Here is a 15,949-nt window from a genome sequence, read left to right on the forward strand (position 1 = left end):
AAAGAAATTTTCGAGAATCGTATGTGTTTCACTGTTTAGTTATCAAGGTTTTCCGCTTGTCTGTTTCTCAGACAGCTCGTTTATTTTATCTCATCTCTTTTTGTTTGTCAAGAACTTTTTTCAAGTTTTTTCAAACTTTTTTGAATCGAGATTTCGTTGTCGTTTCGTTGACGACTTGGATACTTTATCATATCTTCTGTCTTTTGTCAACTGTGAATTTCATTTTTCTGAAATTCTTTTTAATTGTTTGCTTTTTGAAAACAATTATTTGCGACAGCTCAGTTATATTACCATAGGGTTTTATGCTTGTCAACCATAAAATTCATTTTTTTTCGATTATTTTGTTTTTTTGTTTTAAATAAACAATTATTGCATTCACAACTTCTACTTTCTATTGAAAAAGCGAAAATGCAACGTGCATGTATTTATATAAAAGCAACTGTCTGAATCATAGATTACTTCCAGGGCAATATCCCAATCTTCCCCCACGAAATCCCCTGTATCCAGACAGCTGATTTCTATTTTTCTTTATTTATTTTTTTCATAGATTACAAGAAGTCCCTTGAGCAGAAGATCTTCATCCAGGATAATATCCTTCTTGCAATGAGAAACGATCTTCTTTGCAAGACCGCCTGTTGCAATAACAGTCGCCTTTTCTCCAAGCTCTTCCTCTATACGGTCAATGATTCCATCAATAGCAGCAGCATTGCTGTAAAGCACTCCGCTCTTCATACACTCGATCGTATTCTTGCCGATCACATGCTTTGGAGCATCGATGCTGATTCCACTGAGCTGAGATGCCCTGGCAGTCAGTGCGTCCAGTGACACGCCGATTCCCGGAAGGATCATACCCCCAATGTACTGTTTCTTATCATTGACAACTGAAACCGTAGTTGCAGTTCCCATATCAATCACGATAAACGGCACCGGATATTCATGCAGTCCTGCTACCGCATCTGCTACAAGATCTGCGCCCAGTTGTCCCGGATTATCCATCATAATATTCAGTCCCGTCTTAACGCCAGGCCCCAGAACCATAACCTCTTTTTTGAGGATTTTTTCCGCAGCAAGCTTCGCGATATTTGTGATCTGCGGAACAACCGAAGAAATGATGCATCCCTCGATCTCTGTTTTTTTGATGTGATAGATATCCAGTACTGTCTTCAGGTCAACGGCATATTCCAGCTCCGTTTTTGTCCGTACCGTAGCAAGCCTCTCAATAAAATACGTCTTCTTGTCATCAATGCATCCGACAACAATGTTTGTATTTCCAATATCAATTGCTAAAATCATAATTTCCTTTTTCCCGTCTTTTTACAAAAAATACTTATGCATTCTCCCTGCTGATCTGTGATGCCGGGATCAGATGTGCCTTGGATAAAGCCGCTCCCACAGCACCTGTGATCACAGTAGAAGAAACCATCTCGCATACTGCATTGATTCCCACCATCAGGCAGCAGCCGATAATAATGTTGTGACCACCCATCAGATTTTTAACATAATCGGTATTTCCGAACAAACCTACAAGTGCAGCCATAAAGAACAGTGTATTTAAGAATGCTGAAAAGAAACCTGTCACTGCACATGCTACATAAGTGTTGCTAACTTTACGCATGCCTCTAAAAATAAATCCGAGGCAGATACCATCCAGAAGACGTGGTACAAAACGCTGGATAAAGGCAAGCACCGGATTGATACCGAATAACACAACTCCCATGGCACTGGAACCACCTACACCAATACACTGCAGAAAGCTTGTAAGTCCGAAGATCGCACCTGCTACAGCGCCACCTACAGGGCCAAGCACTACCGCACTGATCGCTACCGGGATCACATTAAAAGAAATAGCCAGAGGTCCGATGTTCAGATATCCCAGAGGGGTATACGCCATCAAAAGAAGTATGGCTGCCATCAGGCCAAGTAACGTAAGCTGTGCTGTTGTAAATCTGTTGTTTTTCATTTTTTCTTCCTCCTTGTTACCGTTCCGTTTCACAGAATCCCCGGACTAACAGCGTGTCCGAAACTCTCCTTACGGATACAATACGGTGATGGAAAGCGGATTCGTTTGGATTTTTTATTTTCCGCTTTTCTTTTCTGCCGGATCATTTTTTCCACAGTTCCGGCTGCCCGTGGTGCTTCTTTTGCTTATTTTGTAAGCTCCAGAATTTTATCCAGGATCTTAAGGGCTGCATCCTCCTTGCTCATAAGCGGGAGTGACACTTCCTCATCCTGTGTAATCAGAGTCAGAACATTGGTGTCCCCCTGGAATCCGGCACCTTCCACCTTCAGGTTGTTGGCTGCCACCATATCCAGGTTTTTCTTCTCAAGCTTGGCTCTGGAATTACCTATCATATCCTTCGTCTCCATAGAAAAACCGCAGAGGAACTGACCATCTTTTTTGTGCTGGCCCAGATACTTCAAAATATCATCTGTCCTCTCAAGCTCTATGAAAGCCTGACCATCCTTTTTCTTGACCTTATCCTCGCTGACATTTTTCGGACGATAATCCGCCACGGCTGCTGCCTTGATGATAATGTCCTGCTGGTCACTTACAGCGGTCACTGCCTCAAACATATCCCTGGCAGTGACCACAGGAACTACTTTCACAAAAAGCGGCGGCTCGATCGCAGTAGGTCCACTTACCAGTGTGACCTCCGCTCCACGGAGCATAGCCATTTTTGCGATCGCATAGCCCATCTTTCCGGATGAGTGATTCGTAAGACAGCGGACCGGATCAACAGGCTCCTGCGTCGGTCCCGCTGTGACGAGAACTTTTTTTCCGGAAAGATCCTTCTCAAAAGCGACCTCTCTTAAAATATATTCCAGCAAAGTCTCCGGCTCCGGCATCTTACCGGCTCCGGTATCTCCGCATGCGAGATATCCGTTGGCCGGTGTGATCACCTCATATCCGTAAGACTGAAGCTTCTTAATATTATCCTGCACGATAGGATTCTCATACATGGCAGTGTTCATAGCCGGGGCAAAAATCCTCTTACATCTGCAGGCCATAACAGTTGTTGTCAGCATATCATCGGCAAGACCGTTGGCGATCTTTCCGATCACATTGGCGCTGGCAGGCGCGATCATCACCACATCCGCTTTCTTCGCAATGGAAACATGTTCGACCTGGAACTGAAAGTTCCGGTCAAAAGTATCCACCAGACATTTATTTCCGGTCAATGTCTCAAATGTGATCGGATTAATAAAATTCGTGGCATTCTCCGTCATCAGCACATGCACATCTGCATGAAGCTTATGAAGTGCGCTTGCCAAATATGCGATCTTATATGCAGCGATACTTCCTGTAATTCCAAGAAGTACAGTTTTTCCTTTCAGCATTCTTCTCCCTCCTGTCAGTCGGCCATTCGGATGCTCTCGATCACCGGCTGCTGATCGGATTCAATGCTTCCATTGCCGTCTGTAGGCTTCGCATCCTTACAGATCTTGTCCACAACATCCATTCCTGAGGTCACATGACCAAATGCAGCGTAATCACCGTCAAGATATGTAGAATCCGCCTGCATGATAAAAAACTGAGAACTTGCGCTGTCCGGATCTGAACTGCGGGCCATGGAGATCGTTCCACGAACATGGGAAATATCATTCTTCACACCATTATTGGAAAATTCTCCCTTTATATTCTCGTTGGCACCACCGGTTCCGTCACCGTTCGGATCGCCGCCCTGGATCATAAATCCATCAATAATACGATGGAAAGTCAGTCCGTCATAAAAATTATCCTGCACCAGCTTCACAAAATTCGTCACAGTGATCGGCGCGGTATCTGCATCCAGCTCCACATCGATCTTACCGTAATCCTTCACGATGATCTCTGCGTGATGTGTTCCTGTAAGCTGTTTGCTAGTATCGATCACCGTCGTTCCTGCCATGGCAGCATCCTCGGAACCATCTGAAAAATCATCAGAAGTATCACTGGAAGAGTCCTCTGTTGCACTCTCGCTCTGGCTATTATCCTCTGCACTCTCCTCGGACTGTGTGCTGTTTTCTTTTGCATCTTCCGTGCTGTCCTTCGAGCTGTCTTCTTCAGCCGAATCAGAAAATCCGGCTTTCTCCGCCTCTTCTTCAGAAATGGCCTTTGCAGCAGTCTCTTCATCTACAGCCTTCTGTCCTTCAGAAGTATCCTCATCCAATATCTCTTCCTCTGTAGCCGGCTCCTTCGAAGAATCCGAAGAGCTTCCGCAGCCAGCCAGAACTCCGGCGGTCAGCACCGTTGCAAATAATACAGATAAAACTTTTCGTTTCATTATAAATATTTCCTCCCTATCAGATTCCAGAGAAAAGGTTTCTTCACACGTTTCTCCAGACGAGTTTTTAACTCTCCCCCTGTAAGCTTTTCTCAGTGTACCATTATCCTCCCATAAAGTCAACTTTGCACGAAACGAAGAACAAATCCGCAGCCGTCCTCTTGTATCTCTTTCTCTTCTCTGCTAAAATAAGTTTCGGAGTTTTTACAACACTTCATTTATTTCAGAAAGTGAGGAATCAACCATGGAAAAGATCACAAGTTTCACCATAGACCATATCAAGCTTCAGCCAGGCGTATATGTTTCCCGTAAGGACCCGGTCGGCGATCAGGTCATCACAACCTTCGACATCCGCATGACTTCTCCGAATGAAGAACCTGTTATGAATACTGCTGAACTTCATGCAATGGAGCATCTGGCAGCGACTTTTCTCCGTAACCATAAGCAATTCGGATCGAAAGTAATCTACTGGGGACCGATGGGCTGCCGTACCGGAAACTATCTTCTTCTCAACGGCGATTATGAGTCCAGAGACATCGTTCCGCTCATGATCGAAATGTTCGAGTTCATCCGTGATTTCGAGGGTGAGATTCCGGGTGCTTCCGCAAAAGACTGCGGCAACTATCTGGATATGAACCTTAACATGGCCAAATATCTGGCTAAGAAATATCTTAATGAGGTTCTCTATGATATCAAGCCGGACCGTCTCGTATATCCGGAATAAAACTTCAACGTTATCATTCATTATACAAAAAGAGCCCTTGTATCCTAAACCGAAATTCATTCAGCTATAGGATACAAGGACTCTTTTTTATGCCTGCTTTACTGAACCGCAGTTACATCTGCTGCTCCGGTATCCGTTGTTGTGGTATCCGTGGCAGCTGCCGGTGCACCTACCGGAGGTGTAGTACTTACATAATCACCGGAAGCATAACAGGTCTGTCCATTATAGTCCACGCGGATCCATCCATTGGCACATACACCCGTACACTTCAGAGACTCACCTGAAAGCACACCTGCAACAAAATCTGCATCAGCGCTGGCATCCGCGCGGAGATTCACACCCTCTACTGCGTAATAGGTTTCATCTTTCACTTCCACTGTGATACCACTCGGTGTCTGCTCCGTAGCAACTGCAGAATCTGCAGCCGCAGCATCTTCTTTCGGTTCAGATGTTGGTTCCGGAGTTGCAGTCGCCTTCGGTGCTTCTGTCGGCTCCGGAGTTGGTGTCGCATCTACAACAGTTACCACTGCATCAGTTCCTTCTGTAAATCCACAGCCCTGCACCATAAATGCTGTGCCTAATATTAAAGCCAAAATACATTTTTTCTTCATGATAAACGGTTCCTCCTTATACGCCGGTCAAGAAATTACCATATCCGGCATTTCGTGCAATAACCCTGTTCTTAAATATACACGATTATATCGCATTGTGCAAGTCAGCTGTTTAAATATACAGCTGCCCTTTTTCAATTTTCGTATACTCAATATTATATTTCTCCAAAAGTTCACAGAATGCTCCCACATAGCAGTCTGACTTAAATTTCTGGGTAAACGCAAAGCAGATTCGTCCATTCACACAGTTGATTTCTGCAAGCATAGATGCTGCATCCGCATAGGTATAACAGGTGCGAATATGTTTTTCCACCTCACCCCATTCGAATTATCCTGTATAGCTGATGTTTGCCGTTGAACGCTGCATCTCGATTACTTTCCGACACAGCTGGATTGCACTGTGCTGTGATATTTTCACGGATAACCTCATTTGCAAATTCCTCCTGCAAAGCTTCTGCATGTATATTCCGGATTGCTTTTCCCAGAAGCCACGTAATCATGGAATTCACACTTCCATGATTCTTCTTTGCAAACTGCACGAATATATTCTCCGGTACAGCAAAGCGATAAAGCTGATATCCCGCCTTTATCGGCTCCGGAAACTTATAGATTGGTTTTTCTGCTGTTCAGATTTTCCCTCCAACATCTGATAATATCTCTGCAGAACCGCTTTCATATACTAAAAGCTCCCACTGCATCCATCAGACCATGAGTAAAGCTCAGGCTGAATTTATGATTCACTACCGAAAAACGATACAGATAATCTCCATTTTCCGAAAAAACAAACGGCCGGTCTCCATAATCATGATATAATTCCACAGGCATATTATTTTTTTCCAGAATCAATCTGCTCATCCAATTCCATATTTACCGAAACAAAATTACTGCTATCCCCAATAATACTGTAATAAAAAAGCTGCTTCGATCTTATTTCGGTCATAACATTTCTGCCTTTCCGCTTATTTTACTGTCGGTGGTCACCAACACAACAAGGCTCAAACAGCGCCCACACTGTCCCTCCGCAGATCATTCCCAGATCCCCTGCGTCCTGACCAAGCTCATAGATTTTTGTTTCCACTTTTTTTACTTCCAGAGCATATTTTCCTGCTTCAAATTCCACCTTTCCGCCACCGATGCTTCCGGCAGTTCTTCCATCCCGGAATACGAACATTTTACTTCCTGTACCTCTTGGGGATGAACCTTTTTTCTCAATAATCGTTACCATGGTTCCCGGAACGCCGCAGCGGATAGCTGCTTCTACATCCTCATCACAATATGTACGGAAAAATCTGTTTTTTTCCTGAACGATCTCTGCCAAGATACTCACTGCGATCTCTGCTGGCATCTGTCCGCCTATCGGGAGTCCTATGGGAGCGTGGACTGACGCAAGCTGTTCCTCCGTGAAACCTTCTGCCCGAAGTTTCTCCATAGTGATCCGCACCTTTGTCTTGCTTCCGATCATGCCGAAATATGCAAAGGGCCGTTTCAGGATTTCTCTGGCGCAGGTGGTGTCGCCCAGATGTCCTCGCGTCACAACTACATAATAGGCATTTTCATAAGGAGGGATTTTTTCAGACATGGTTTCAAAATCGCCTGCGATCAGCTCCTCCACCAGGGGAAAGCGCTCTCTTGTCACGAAATCCTCACGATCGTCCATTACGGTCACATGAAAGCCAAGGAGCCGTCCAATCTCAGCTACCGGTAGAGATACGTGACCGCCGCCTAAGATGATAAGGCGGGGATTTTTTTCGTAGGTTTCCACAAAGATCTCCTGTTCTTTGTTTTTCACAATCCCGGTGCCTGCGGCTTCTGTGACTGCACTTTTAAGTTGCTCTTTTATACCTTGTAACAATGCCAGTTTCGCTATTGTACCGGTTCCATTTCTGATTTCATCTCCAGTTTCAGTATTCTCGTCCCCGGCATATGCAAAGCAGTCTGCTTCTGCTAGATATTTAAGTCCTGCATATTTTCCATTTAAAACGATTCCAGTCTTTGCCCGTCCGTTTTTTTCTACAACGTCATATATTTTCTGATACATGTTGGCCTTTCCTTTCGCTTTCTGCTTAAACAACATCTGATGAGACTCTGCTCAAAATTTCTCTCATTTTTTCACGCAGTGCTTACGCTTCCTCTGCCAGTTCCCGCACAGCTCTGGCTGCCTCATCAATCTCTTCTTCTGTGTTGAAATACGAAAAGCTGAAGCGCACTGAGCCAGTTTTCCCCGTCCCCAATGACAGGTGCATCAGTGGGGCGCAGTGGCCACCGGCTCTTGTGCTGATGCCGTATTCCTCGCTGAGTGCCATGCTGACCTCAGAGGATCCTGCTCCATCTATATTCAGTGTTACCACCGGTGAGCGTTCTTTCCCCGAAAAATCCCCGTATACAGTCACACTTTTAATTTCTTTCACCTGGTTATAGAAGTGCCACATCAGCTGCTGCTCGCGCTTCCGGATCTTGTCCATCCCGGTTTCGTTTATCCAGCCAAGCGCAGCCCGCAGCCCTGCAATTCCATGACTGTTCAGGGTTCCGGCTTCCAGTGCCTCCGGCATATCCTTCGGGTGTTCTTTCTGAAAAGTCAGGATTCCGCTTCCGCCTACTTTTAAGGCTTCTACCTTCACGCCCGGACGCACGCAGATAGCACCGGTTCCCTGGGGTCCCATAAGTCCCTTATGTCCGGAGAAACAGAGGATATCAATATGATCTTTTTTCATGGAAATCGGAAAAACTCCTGCTGTCTGTGCAGCATCCACAATAAAAAGTATTCCGTGCTTCCTGGCGATCTCTCCTATGGTGCGGATATCGTTCACATTTCCGGTGAGATTGGAAGCGTGGGTACATACCAGCACCTTTGTCTCAGGACGGATCGATGCTTCCAGCTCCTTAAGGGAAATACGTCCCTGCCGGTCTGCCGGAAGAATGGTAAGCTTCAAACCTCTCTTTTCCAGAGCATAGAGGGGGCGGAGTACACTGTTGTGATCCATCGCTGTTGCAATCGCATGGACGTTTTCTCTCTCCGGATGAAGTACACCAAAAATTGCTGTATTCAAGGCTTCCGTGGCATTACTGGTAAATGCCACGCATTCCGGACCTTCTGCCTCGAACATTTCCGCCAGCTGGCACCTGGTATCAAAAATCAGCCTGGATGCTTCCAGTGCTTCTCCGCTGCTTCCTCTTCCGCTGTTACCTGCCTGCTGCATAGCTTCCACTACAGCCCGGGCTACACAGTCCGGCTTGTGAAAGCTTGTGGAGGCATTATCCAGATAAATCATGTGAATTCTCCTTGTGCTTTTTATAGAAAAATTTTATAATCAAAACTGTTATTATTTTATACTACCGAGGAGGTTTTTCCAATGAAAAAAACATCTTTTTTCAAAAACCTGCCGTTTAAACTTCTTGTTGCTGTATTCTTGGGCATTCTTGCCGGTCTGATTCTGAATCAGCACAGCACCAACGGAATTTCCATGGCAGTTCTCAATATCGCCGTTACCATCAAATATATCCTGGGTCAGATCATCACCTTCTGTGTACCTCTGATCATCCTTGGCTTTATCGCCCCGTCCATCACGCGCCTTGGCAAAAACGCCTCTGTTATGCTTGGCGTGGCAGTGATTCTTGCCTATGCTTCTTCTGTGGGTGCTGCACTTTTTTCTACGGCAGCCGGATTTTTTATTATTCCGCATCTGTCCATCCACTCCTACGCTGCCGGCCTGAAACAACTGCCGGATGTGATCTTCGAGCTGGAGATCCCGCAGATCATGTCCGTAATGAGTGCCCTTGTTTTCTCCATTATGCTGGGTCTTGCTGCCACCTGGACAAAAGCAAAGCTGATCACAGGTATCCTGGAGGAATTCCAGAAGATCGTTCTTGCTCTGGTTGCCCGTATCATTATCCCAGTGCTTCCGCTGTTTATCGGTTCTACCTTCTGCGGACTTGCCTATGAAGGTACCATCACAAGACAGCTGCCTGTTTTCCTTGAGGTCATTGCCCTGGTGCTGCTGGGGCATTTCATCTGGATGGCATTTCTCTACATAGCGGCCGGAATCTACTCCAGAGAAAATCCTCTGGAAGTGCTCCGCCATTACGCACCGGCTTATCTCACCGCTGTAGGAACCATGTCATCAGCGGCCACCCTTGCCGTAGCACTGCAGTGTGCCTCAAAAGCAAAGCCACTTCGAAAAGATCTGGTAAACTTCGGAATCCCGTTGTTTGCCAATATCCATCTCTGTGGCTCTGTACTTACGGAAGTTTTCTTTTGTATGGCAGTCTCAAAGATCCTGTACGGATCCGTTCCTACTATGGGAAATATGGTGCTGTTCTGTCTGCTTCTCGGCATTTTTGCCATTGGTGCACCTGGGATACCTGGCGGAACGGTTATGGCCTCCCTCGGCATCATCACAGGGGTGCTGAAATTCGACAGCTCAGGCACTGCGCTGATGCTGACCATCTTTGCACTGCAGGACAGCTTCGGAACTGCCTGCAACGTTACCGGAGATGGTGCTCTGACCCTGATGCTGACCGGCTTCGCCAAACGGCATCATATCGAGGAGCAGAAGATCGATATCGAATTGTAAAACCGCGCATTATTATTCGCGAAAATGAATGCGAATATTTTTTACGGGCGGATCACTTTACCTGCCTTTGCAAGCTTCTCCGCGATGGTGTACATATTTGTGACCGTTCCTACGGCTGGTTCTTTCAGCTCATAGAAGTTCACGCAGGTTCCACAGGTAAGGATCTCGCAGCCTTGCTCTTCCAGTGTTTTCAGATCCTCGATGCACGGAGAATCCTGGGCAGTAAGCTTCGCACCACCATTGTAGAACAGCATGACTGACGGTGCTGTTTCCAGCTGTGTCAGTGCATAGACGAAGCCTTTGATCAGGATTCCTCCAAGCTCCGGATCTCCGTCACCCATCTTATCTGAAGTAACGCATACAACATAATCACCCTGTGGTGCTGCTGGTGTGCACACGATCTCCGGCTCCACTTCATTTCTTGTCTGGTTGTCAGATTTTACAACCATGCGGATCTCGTATCCGTTTTCTGTTTTCTTTGATACAAAGCTACAGCCTGTGCTTCCTGCAAGTCTGCTTAAATTATTGACTGCTGTCTCATTGTCTACAAGAATCAGGATCTCATCACCCTGTTCTGCTTTGTCCAGAACTTTTTTTGTCATTACGACCGGGATCGGGCACTGTTTTCCCATTGCATCTACGGTATGTTTCATCTTCTATATTTCTCCCATTATGTCTATTTTTTCACTAAAGCAGTTCTTCATTCATCCTGTTTCAGCATTCACCTTCATGCGCCTGCCTGTAGATCTCACAGGCACCTGTATTCACACATCGTTCATGTGCACAGTCCATAAATGTCAGCTTCCGGCTGCCATCATCCTGCACGGTATATTCACAACAGACTGTTTCGCCGTTATTCATCGTCCGGCAGAAGCCGGAGATAAATTCTTCTTCTATTTCCATTTCGGTTCCTCCGCCGGAGCTTCTGCCGCACCGGTTGGTGTGATCTCCTCCAGCATTCCCGTCTCATTATACGCCTCAAACTGCTCCTCGATCTTACCCAGAATGTCTGCATACTGACAGAAAGCCTCCGCCAGCTCCTCCCTGTGCTCGGGAAGCTTCTTATAGCAGACCCTGTGCTCCATGCTGGCCCAGAGATCCATGGTCATGGTACGGAACTGGATCTCCACCGGAAAATATTCCATAGTGTCCAGATAATAAACCGGTACAGCAATGATCACGTGAAAGCTCCGGTAGCCGTTGGGCTTGGGATTGTGTATGTAATCCTTCTCCCGGATGAAGATCAGCTCGCTCTGTCTTTTCAGTGCATTTACAAGGTTATAAATATCATCTATAAAGTAACAGATCACACGGATTCCAGCAATATCCCGAAGATAGTCCTTGGCGTTCTGGACGCTGTCGGAATGTCCCAGCTTTTCCAGTTTTTTCTCAATGCTCTTCTTGGATTTGATCCGTTCCTGAATATTGTGGATCGGTGACACGGAAGATTTCTGATACAGGCTTCCGTTGAGCACCTCAAGTTTAGCCCGCATGATCTGGCTGGCATTCTGGTATGGCTGGATGCAGTCATAATATTGTTCGTTTGTCATGAAAACCCCTCTTTCTCATTTGCTCACCGTAAGTTCTATTGTACAGAACAAATGTGAGCAATCTGTAGTATTTTTCTAAGATTTTCCTGACGGTTTTATGAATTTTTTATAAAAAATATTTCTACTCGGAAAGCTTGTGAATAAACAATCCGCTTCGAAGCTTCGGCTCAAACCAGGTGCTCTTCGGCGGCATCAGCTTGCCCTCATCCGCAATAGACATCAGATCCTCCATGGAGGTCGGATACATGGCAAAAGCAGCTCCGCCTGTTTCATCTGCCGCTGCTGCCAGATCCTTCAGACGGTGATTGCCTCCCATAAAACGGATGCGCTCGTCTGTACGCGGATCCTCAATCCCAAGAACCGGGCCCAGCACCTTATCCTGAAGAATGGAAACATCCAGCTGTCCTACATGATCCTTCTTCGCATAGATATCCGGATATGCTTTCAGATGGAACCACTCCCCGTCCACATAGAGACCGAAACAGTGTTTTTCCACCGGCTTACACGGGAACCCCGGCATAGCCATCAGCTCAAAATTAAATTTCATGCTTCCGATAAAAGCCTTCGGATCCATTCCTTTGATATCTTTTACAATTCTGTGATATGGAAGGATCGTCAGCTGGTCATACGGAAATACCACGGAAAGGAAAAAGTTGAACTCTTCTTTTCCTGTATAGTCCGGATGCTCTGCCCGTCTTTTCAGGCCTACCTTCACAGCAGAAGCTGCCCTGTGGTGTCCGTCTGCAATATAGATCGATGGAATTTCTCCGAAAAGCTCCCGGATCTTCTGAATTTTCTCCTCATCGTCTACGATCCAGACTCTGTGTGTGACCTCATCCTCCTCGGTGAAATCATACACCGGAGCATGCTCCACCTTCCAGCTCTCCATCAGGGAAAGAAGCTCTGCCGGATAACGGCATGCCAGAAAGATCGGGCCTGTATTGGCATCACAGACATCCACATGGTGAATTCTGTCCTGCTCCTTGTCCTCTCTTGTCAGCTCATGCTTTTTAATGACGCCGTTTATATAGTCGTCGATGGCACTGACGCCTACGATTCCTGTCTGGGATTTTCCCTTGCGGATCAGCTCATAGAGATAGTAGTTCGGTTTCTCGTCCTGGATCAGTGTTCCCTCTTCCTGGAATCTGTCCAGATTTTCTCTGGCTTTCTCATAAACTTTTGGATCATAAAGGTCTGTCACCGGATCCAGATCCATCTCTGCTCTGTCTATATGGAGAAAAGAATATGGATTTTTTTCCCCGATCTCTCTTGCCTCCTCTCTGTTTACTACATCGTAGGGAAGTGCAGCCACGCGCTCTGCCTTGTCCGCTGCCGGCCGCACTGCCTGAAATGCCTGAAATAAAGCCATGTTTTCTGTTCCTTCTTTCTTTAGTTTTGCATGTATATCTTTTCACCCTGAAGAACCGGATATCGCACAAGTGCTGCTCCGTCCAGGTCTTCATGATGCATGTCGACTGCTGAGATCTGATGATTCTCATATGTTGTATAATAATAAATTCCCTTATCTCCGTTACAGCAGGAAGAGTAAAGTGTGATCTCGTATTTACCTGGTTCCACCTCACAGCAGCCTCTCTGCTGATCTACAGATCCCAGGATATGGAAAAACTGGCTCACACTCTCAGCCTCAGATTCACCGGAAAAAGAATGCTCCCGCACATATGCCACACGTGCAAATCTGGATGCTGAGGAAAGATCTCCCGGCAGTCCCAGAGCTCCCATGCCACGGCTGTAGGCTTTCAGCCCAAGCTGGTCAGAAAAATAATTCTCCGGCTGCTTCGGGGAAAGGTGCATGTAATTATTCAGCATAAACATCTGCTGGTCAAATGGAGGATTGTTGGTAAGCACACCTGCCGGATCGTCCCACACATGAAAACCGTCTGCCATGGATTCTACAACGATCGCTCCTTCTTTATCCGCAATGATCCAGTGAAGCTGTGCGCAGGGAAGCTGTTCACTGAACGGAGTTTTTACCAGATTGATACGCGAAAGAAGCTCTCTCGCCTCTTTTACGGTAGCACATTTTCCAAGAATCCAGGGAATGAATTCGAACTGTGCCACATTTTCTCTGCCTTCCTCCACCTCATTGTAGACTGCGTTTCCAACGAAATTCAGGCCTGCCATTCCAAGACCTTTCTCATTGATGGCATCATAATAAAGGGGATAATCCCCTGCCACATGTGCCATACCGATCAGCGCATAATGCTTGGAAAGTGTTCCCATATGGCGTAAGTTAAATACATAATTTCTCGGAGTGATGGTGATCTCATCTCCGTAGGAGAACTCATAATCCAGAGTTCTTCCGAAATAAAAATCTTTTGTCTTATAGGTTGCTGCTGTACACATAGATTATTTCTCCTTTCCGTTTAGTTCCGGCAGTACTGTGGCCAGCATGGTAAAAAAGCAGGCACAGCCTCCCACAAGGTTGGATATCGGCTCCGCCCAGAACACACCGTCTGTTCCCAGACCGTTCATATATGGCAGAAGGATCGTCAGCGGCACCACTATGATCGCCTTACGAAGCAGGGAGAAAAAAGTCGCCCTCTTCGCCTTGCCAAGTGCCACAAACACGCTCTGTCCTGTAAACTGCAGTGCCATGAAGCAAAATCCGAAAAAATAAATATGAAGCGCCGGAACGCCTTTTTCAAGAAGCTCCGGGTCATTATTAAAAATACGGATAAAAAACTCCGGAATCAGCTTCAGGATTCCCCAGCCTGCCATAGTAAAGACCACACAGACGATTGTCACGAATTTGATCGCTTTTTTTACACGGGCGTAAGCTTTTTCTCCATAATTAAAGCTCATGACCGGGGACGCTCCCGTGGCCAGCCCATGCACCGGCATGGTAAGAATATCCCTGACCGAGTTCAGAACTGTCATAACGCCAACATAAATATCCCCGCCCCAGTTCTGAAGCGTGGCATTGCATACGACCTGCACAAGACTGTTGGTAAAGGCCATAAAAAAGCCGGACATGCCCAGGCTTGTAATATCCCGGACACGTTTCCAGGATATCTTCATTGCACTTCTCTTTAAATTAAGCACTGCCTTCTTTCCACGAAGGAAGTTCAGAACCCACATGGCCGAACAAAACTGTGAAATAATAGTAGCTACTGCTGCCCCACGCACACCCATGCCAAGTACGAAAATAAACAGCGGATCCAGAATAATATTCAGAACAGCTCCGATCAGGATCGTAAGCATTCCTGTATTACCGAAACCCTGACTGTTGATAAACGGATTCATTCCCAGGGTTATCATTACAAACAGTGTTCCCAGAAGATAGATCTTTATGTAGCTTGCCGCATAGGGAAATGTCACATCACTGGCACCAAACGCATACAGGATCGGCCGGTAAAAAACAAGTCCGATGACCGTCAGGATCACGCCTGTACCAATCAGCATGACAAATGTATTCCCCATGAGCATTTCTGCTTCTTCTTCGTTACCTCTTCCCCTCTCCATGGAACAGAGCGGCGATCCTCCATTACCGAAAAGATACGTAAATGCTGTAATCAAAGTTATGATAGGAAAACAAAGTCCTACGCCAGTCAGCGCGGTTGCTCCAATTTCCGGGATCCGTCCGATATAGATCCGGTCTACGACATTATAGAGAAGGTTTAAGATCTGTGCGATGATCATCGGCACAGCAACCTCCATAATATTCCGATAGACATTTCCTGTGGAAAAATCCGTCTGATGTGTTTTCATTACTATACACCTTCTGTTCTATAAAAAATCCCCTGTCTTTTACTATACTATAAACAGAAATCAATGTAAATCCATTTATTCCTTGTCATTTACACAGAAATCGTTTATAATAAAACCATAAAAACGGTAATGATTCCACGTGCAATCAGTCAAGAAACCACATCGTAGAGAATCAGCCCCGGATGGAGGTATACTTATGGATAATAATTACAGCGGCATGGCTGTAGGTGTCTTTGAACTAGACAACCTGGTAGCCTGTTTTGTTGCCCTTGATGCTGCTTCCAAAGCAGCAAACGTAAGGATTCAGAGTGTTGAGCGTAACCGTCTCAAGAGCGGTGCCTGCGTGAAAATGCGTGGCTCTGTTTCCGATGTCAATGCAGCGATGGAGGTTGCGCTTGAAGCAGCTAAGCCTCTTGGTAAAGTCGTTTCTCACACAGTGATCGCTTCTCCTTCTGAGGATACAGAGATCGCTCTGAAGATGACGATTAACAAGTAGGAA

At 46.1% G+C, this 15,949-nt stretch carries 19 protein-coding genes; 3 read left to right on the top strand and 16 right to left on the bottom strand.

Translation table 11 applies throughout. From position 1 onward, the window contains the following. Window positions 1–528: 528 nt before the first annotated feature. The 4 genes from WMO28_RS00005 to WMO28_RS00020 form a co-directional block, all read right to left on the bottom strand. The gene (locus WMO28_RS00005) at window positions 529–1,293 is read right to left on the bottom strand and encodes a type III pantothenate kinase (protein ID WP_178645038.1); all 765 of its coding nucleotides are present in this window, start codon (window positions 1,291–1,293) and stop codon (window positions 529–531) included. A gap of 34 nt (window positions 1,294–1,327) precedes the next feature. Continuing rightward, window positions 1,328–1,960, bottom strand: a complete 633-nt coding sequence (locus tag WMO28_RS00010) for an ECF transporter S component (protein ID WP_178645037.1) — start codon at window positions 1,958–1,960, stop codon at window positions 1,328–1,330. Window positions 1,961–2,145: 185 nt separating this feature from the next. After that, window positions 2,146–3,339 (bottom strand): bifunctional phosphopantothenoylcysteine decarboxylase/phosphopantothenate--cysteine ligase CoaBC, encoded by a 1,194-nt coding sequence (gene coaBC, locus WMO28_RS00015; protein ID WP_178645036.1) that lies wholly within the window; start codon window positions 3,337–3,339, stop codon window positions 2,146–2,148. A 14-nt stretch (window positions 3,340–3,353) separates the two neighbouring features. Next, the gene (locus WMO28_RS00020; RefSeq protein WP_349055901.1) at window positions 3,354–4,091 is read right to left on the bottom strand and encodes a peptidylprolyl isomerase; all 738 of its coding nucleotides are present in this window, start codon (window positions 4,089–4,091) and stop codon (window positions 3,354–3,356) included. A gap of 418 nt (window positions 4,092–4,509) precedes the next feature. Between WMO28_RS00020 and WMO28_RS00025 the strand changes: the two genes are divergently transcribed. Next, a complete protein-coding gene (locus WMO28_RS00025; protein ID WP_349055698.1) occupies window positions 4,510–4,989 on the top strand; it encodes an S-ribosylhomocysteine lyase in 480 nt (159 codons plus the stop codon). A gap of 98 nt (window positions 4,990–5,087) precedes the next feature. Here the strand turns inward: WMO28_RS00025 and WMO28_RS00030 are convergent, their stop codons facing one another. The 6 genes from WMO28_RS00030 to WMO28_RS00055 form a co-directional block, all read right to left on the bottom strand. Continuing rightward, the gene (locus WMO28_RS00030) at window positions 5,088–5,600 is read right to left on the bottom strand and encodes an SH3 domain-containing protein (RefSeq protein WP_178645031.1); all 513 of its coding nucleotides are present in this window, start codon (window positions 5,598–5,600) and stop codon (window positions 5,088–5,090) included. Between the two features lie 112 nt (window positions 5,601–5,712). Continuing rightward, window positions 5,713–5,913 carry a hypothetical protein gene (locus tag WMO28_RS00035; protein WP_178645039.1) on the bottom strand — a complete coding sequence of 67 codons (201 nt, stop codon included), beginning with the start codon at window positions 5,911–5,913 and terminating at the stop codon, window positions 5,713–5,715. 1 nt (window position 5,914) lies between these two features. Further along, window positions 5,915–6,139 carry a hypothetical protein gene (locus tag WMO28_RS00040; protein WP_178645040.1) on the bottom strand — a complete coding sequence of 75 codons (225 nt, stop codon included), beginning with the start codon at window positions 6,137–6,139 and terminating at the stop codon, window positions 5,915–5,917. Window positions 6,140–6,272: 133 nt separating this feature from the next. Then, entirely contained in the window at window positions 6,273–6,455 is a 183-nt protein-coding gene (locus WMO28_RS00045; RefSeq protein ID WP_178645041.1) for a hypothetical protein, read from the bottom strand. 109 nt (window positions 6,456–6,564) lie between these two features. Further along, on the bottom strand, window positions 6,565–7,638 hold the full coding sequence (locus tag WMO28_RS00050; RefSeq protein ID WP_349055699.1) for an XdhC family protein: 1,074 nt from the start codon (window positions 7,636–7,638) through the stop codon (window positions 6,565–6,567). 82 nt (window positions 7,639–7,720) lie between these two features. Then, window positions 7,721–8,869: an aminotransferase class V-fold PLP-dependent enzyme gene (locus tag WMO28_RS00055; protein ID WP_178643948.1), complete on the bottom strand. Its 1,149-nt coding sequence runs from the start codon at window positions 8,867–8,869 to the stop codon at window positions 7,721–7,723. An 81-nt stretch (window positions 8,870–8,950) separates the two neighbouring features. Between WMO28_RS00055 and WMO28_RS00060 the strand changes: the two genes are divergently transcribed. Beyond that, a complete protein-coding gene (locus WMO28_RS00060) occupies window positions 8,951–10,171 on the top strand; it encodes a cation:dicarboxylate symporter family transporter (protein ID WP_178641169.1) in 1,221 nt (406 codons plus the stop codon). Between the two features lie 41 nt (window positions 10,172–10,212). Here the strand turns inward: WMO28_RS00060 and yedF are convergent, their stop codons facing one another. The 6 genes from yedF to WMO28_RS00090 form a co-directional block, all read right to left on the bottom strand. Next, complete coding sequence (yedF, locus tag WMO28_RS00065) at window positions 10,213–10,824, bottom strand: sulfurtransferase-like selenium metabolism protein YedF (protein WP_178641172.1); 612 nt, start codon at window positions 10,822–10,824, stop codon at window positions 10,213–10,215. 61 nt (window positions 10,825–10,885) lie between these two features. Further along, a complete protein-coding gene (locus WMO28_RS00070; protein ID WP_349055700.1) occupies window positions 10,886–11,074 on the bottom strand; it encodes a hypothetical protein in 189 nt (62 codons plus the stop codon). Then, window positions 11,065–11,721 (bottom strand): GTP pyrophosphokinase, encoded by a 657-nt coding sequence (locus WMO28_RS00075; RefSeq protein ID WP_349055701.1) that lies wholly within the window; start codon window positions 11,719–11,721, stop codon window positions 11,065–11,067. The genes WMO28_RS00070 and WMO28_RS00075 overlap by 10 nt, the downstream gene beginning before the upstream one ends. 121 nt (window positions 11,722–11,842) lie before the next feature. After that, entirely contained in the window at window positions 11,843–13,090 is a 1,248-nt protein-coding gene (locus WMO28_RS00080) for a DUF1015 family protein (protein ID WP_178645307.1), read from the bottom strand. 20 nt (window positions 13,091–13,110) lie between these two features. Further along, window positions 13,111–14,085: a choloylglycine hydrolase gene (bsh, locus tag WMO28_RS00085; protein WP_178645306.1), complete on the bottom strand. Its 975-nt coding sequence runs from the start codon at window positions 14,083–14,085 to the stop codon at window positions 13,111–13,113. 3 nt (window positions 14,086–14,088) lie between these two features. Then, window positions 14,089–15,450 (bottom strand): MATE family efflux transporter, encoded by a 1,362-nt coding sequence (locus WMO28_RS00090; RefSeq protein WP_349055702.1) that lies wholly within the window; start codon window positions 15,448–15,450, stop codon window positions 14,089–14,091. 196 nt (window positions 15,451–15,646) lie between these two features. Here WMO28_RS00090 and WMO28_RS00095 point away from each other — a divergent pair, with 196 nt between their 5' ends. Continuing rightward, on the top strand, window positions 15,647–15,946 hold the full coding sequence (locus WMO28_RS00095) for a BMC domain-containing protein (RefSeq protein ID WP_178645410.1): 300 nt from the start codon (window positions 15,647–15,649) through the stop codon (window positions 15,944–15,946). Window positions 15,947–15,949: the final 3 nt, after the last annotated feature.

The sequence above is a fragment of the Blautia aquisgranensis genome, assembly GCF_040096615.1.
GTDB lineage: Bacteria > Bacillota > Clostridia > Lachnospirales > Lachnospiraceae > Blautia_A > Blautia_A aquisgranensis.

What these genes read in the sequence shown, in the direction of transcription:
- WMO28_RS00030 (WP_178645031.1), bottom strand. Translation starts at nt 5,600, where the DNA reads ATGAAGAAAAAATGTATTTTGGCTTTAATATTAGGCACAGCATTTATG.
- WMO28_RS00025 (WP_349055698.1), top strand. Translation starts at nt 4,510, where the DNA reads ATGGAAAAGATCACAAGTTTCACCATAGACCATATCAAGCTTCAGCCA.
- WMO28_RS00050 (WP_349055699.1), bottom strand. Translation starts at nt 7,638, where the DNA reads ATGTATCAGAAAATATATGACGTTGTAGAAAAAAACGGACGGGCAAAG.
- WMO28_RS00055 (WP_178643948.1), bottom strand. Translation starts at nt 8,869, where the DNA reads ATGATTTATCTGGATAATGCCTCCACAAGCTTTCACAAGCCGGACTGT.
- WMO28_RS00080 (WP_178645307.1), bottom strand. Translation starts at nt 13,090, where the DNA reads ATGGCTTTATTTCAGGCATTTCAGGCAGTGCGGCCGGCAGCGGACAAG.
- yedF (WP_178641172.1), bottom strand. Translation starts at nt 10,824, where the DNA reads ATGAAACATACCGTAGATGCAATGGGAAAACAGTGCCCGATCCCGGTC.
- WMO28_RS00070 (WP_349055700.1), bottom strand. Translation starts at nt 11,074, where the DNA reads ATGGAAATAGAAGAAGAATTTATCTCCGGCTTCTGCCGGACGATGAAT.
- WMO28_RS00095 (WP_178645410.1), top strand. Translation starts at nt 15,647, where the DNA reads ATGGATAATAATTACAGCGGCATGGCTGTAGGTGTCTTTGAACTAGAC.
- WMO28_RS00075 (WP_349055701.1), bottom strand. Translation starts at nt 11,721, where the DNA reads ATGACAAACGAACAATATTATGACTGCATCCAGCCATACCAGAATGCC.
- bsh (WP_178645306.1), bottom strand. Translation starts at nt 14,085, where the DNA reads ATGTGTACAGCAGCAACCTATAAGACAAAAGATTTTTATTTCGGAAGA.
- WMO28_RS00010 (WP_178645037.1), bottom strand. Translation starts at nt 1,960, where the DNA reads ATGAAAAACAACAGATTTACAACAGCACAGCTTACGTTACTTGGCCTG.
- WMO28_RS00090 (WP_349055702.1), bottom strand. Translation starts at nt 15,450, where the DNA reads ATGAAAACACATCAGACGGATTTTTCCACAGGAAATGTCTATCGGAAT.
- WMO28_RS00005 (WP_178645038.1), bottom strand. Translation starts at nt 1,293, where the DNA reads ATGATTTTAGCAATTGATATTGGAAATACAAACATTGTTGTCGGATGC.
- coaBC (WP_178645036.1), bottom strand. Translation starts at nt 3,339, where the DNA reads ATGCTGAAAGGAAAAACTGTACTTCTTGGAATTACAGGAAGTATCGCT.
- WMO28_RS00060 (WP_178641169.1), top strand. Translation starts at nt 8,951, where the DNA reads ATGAAAAAAACATCTTTTTTCAAAAACCTGCCGTTTAAACTTCTTGTT.
- WMO28_RS00045 (WP_178645041.1), bottom strand. Translation starts at nt 6,455, where the DNA reads ATGAGCAGATTGATTCTGGAAAAAAATAATATGCCTGTGGAATTATAT.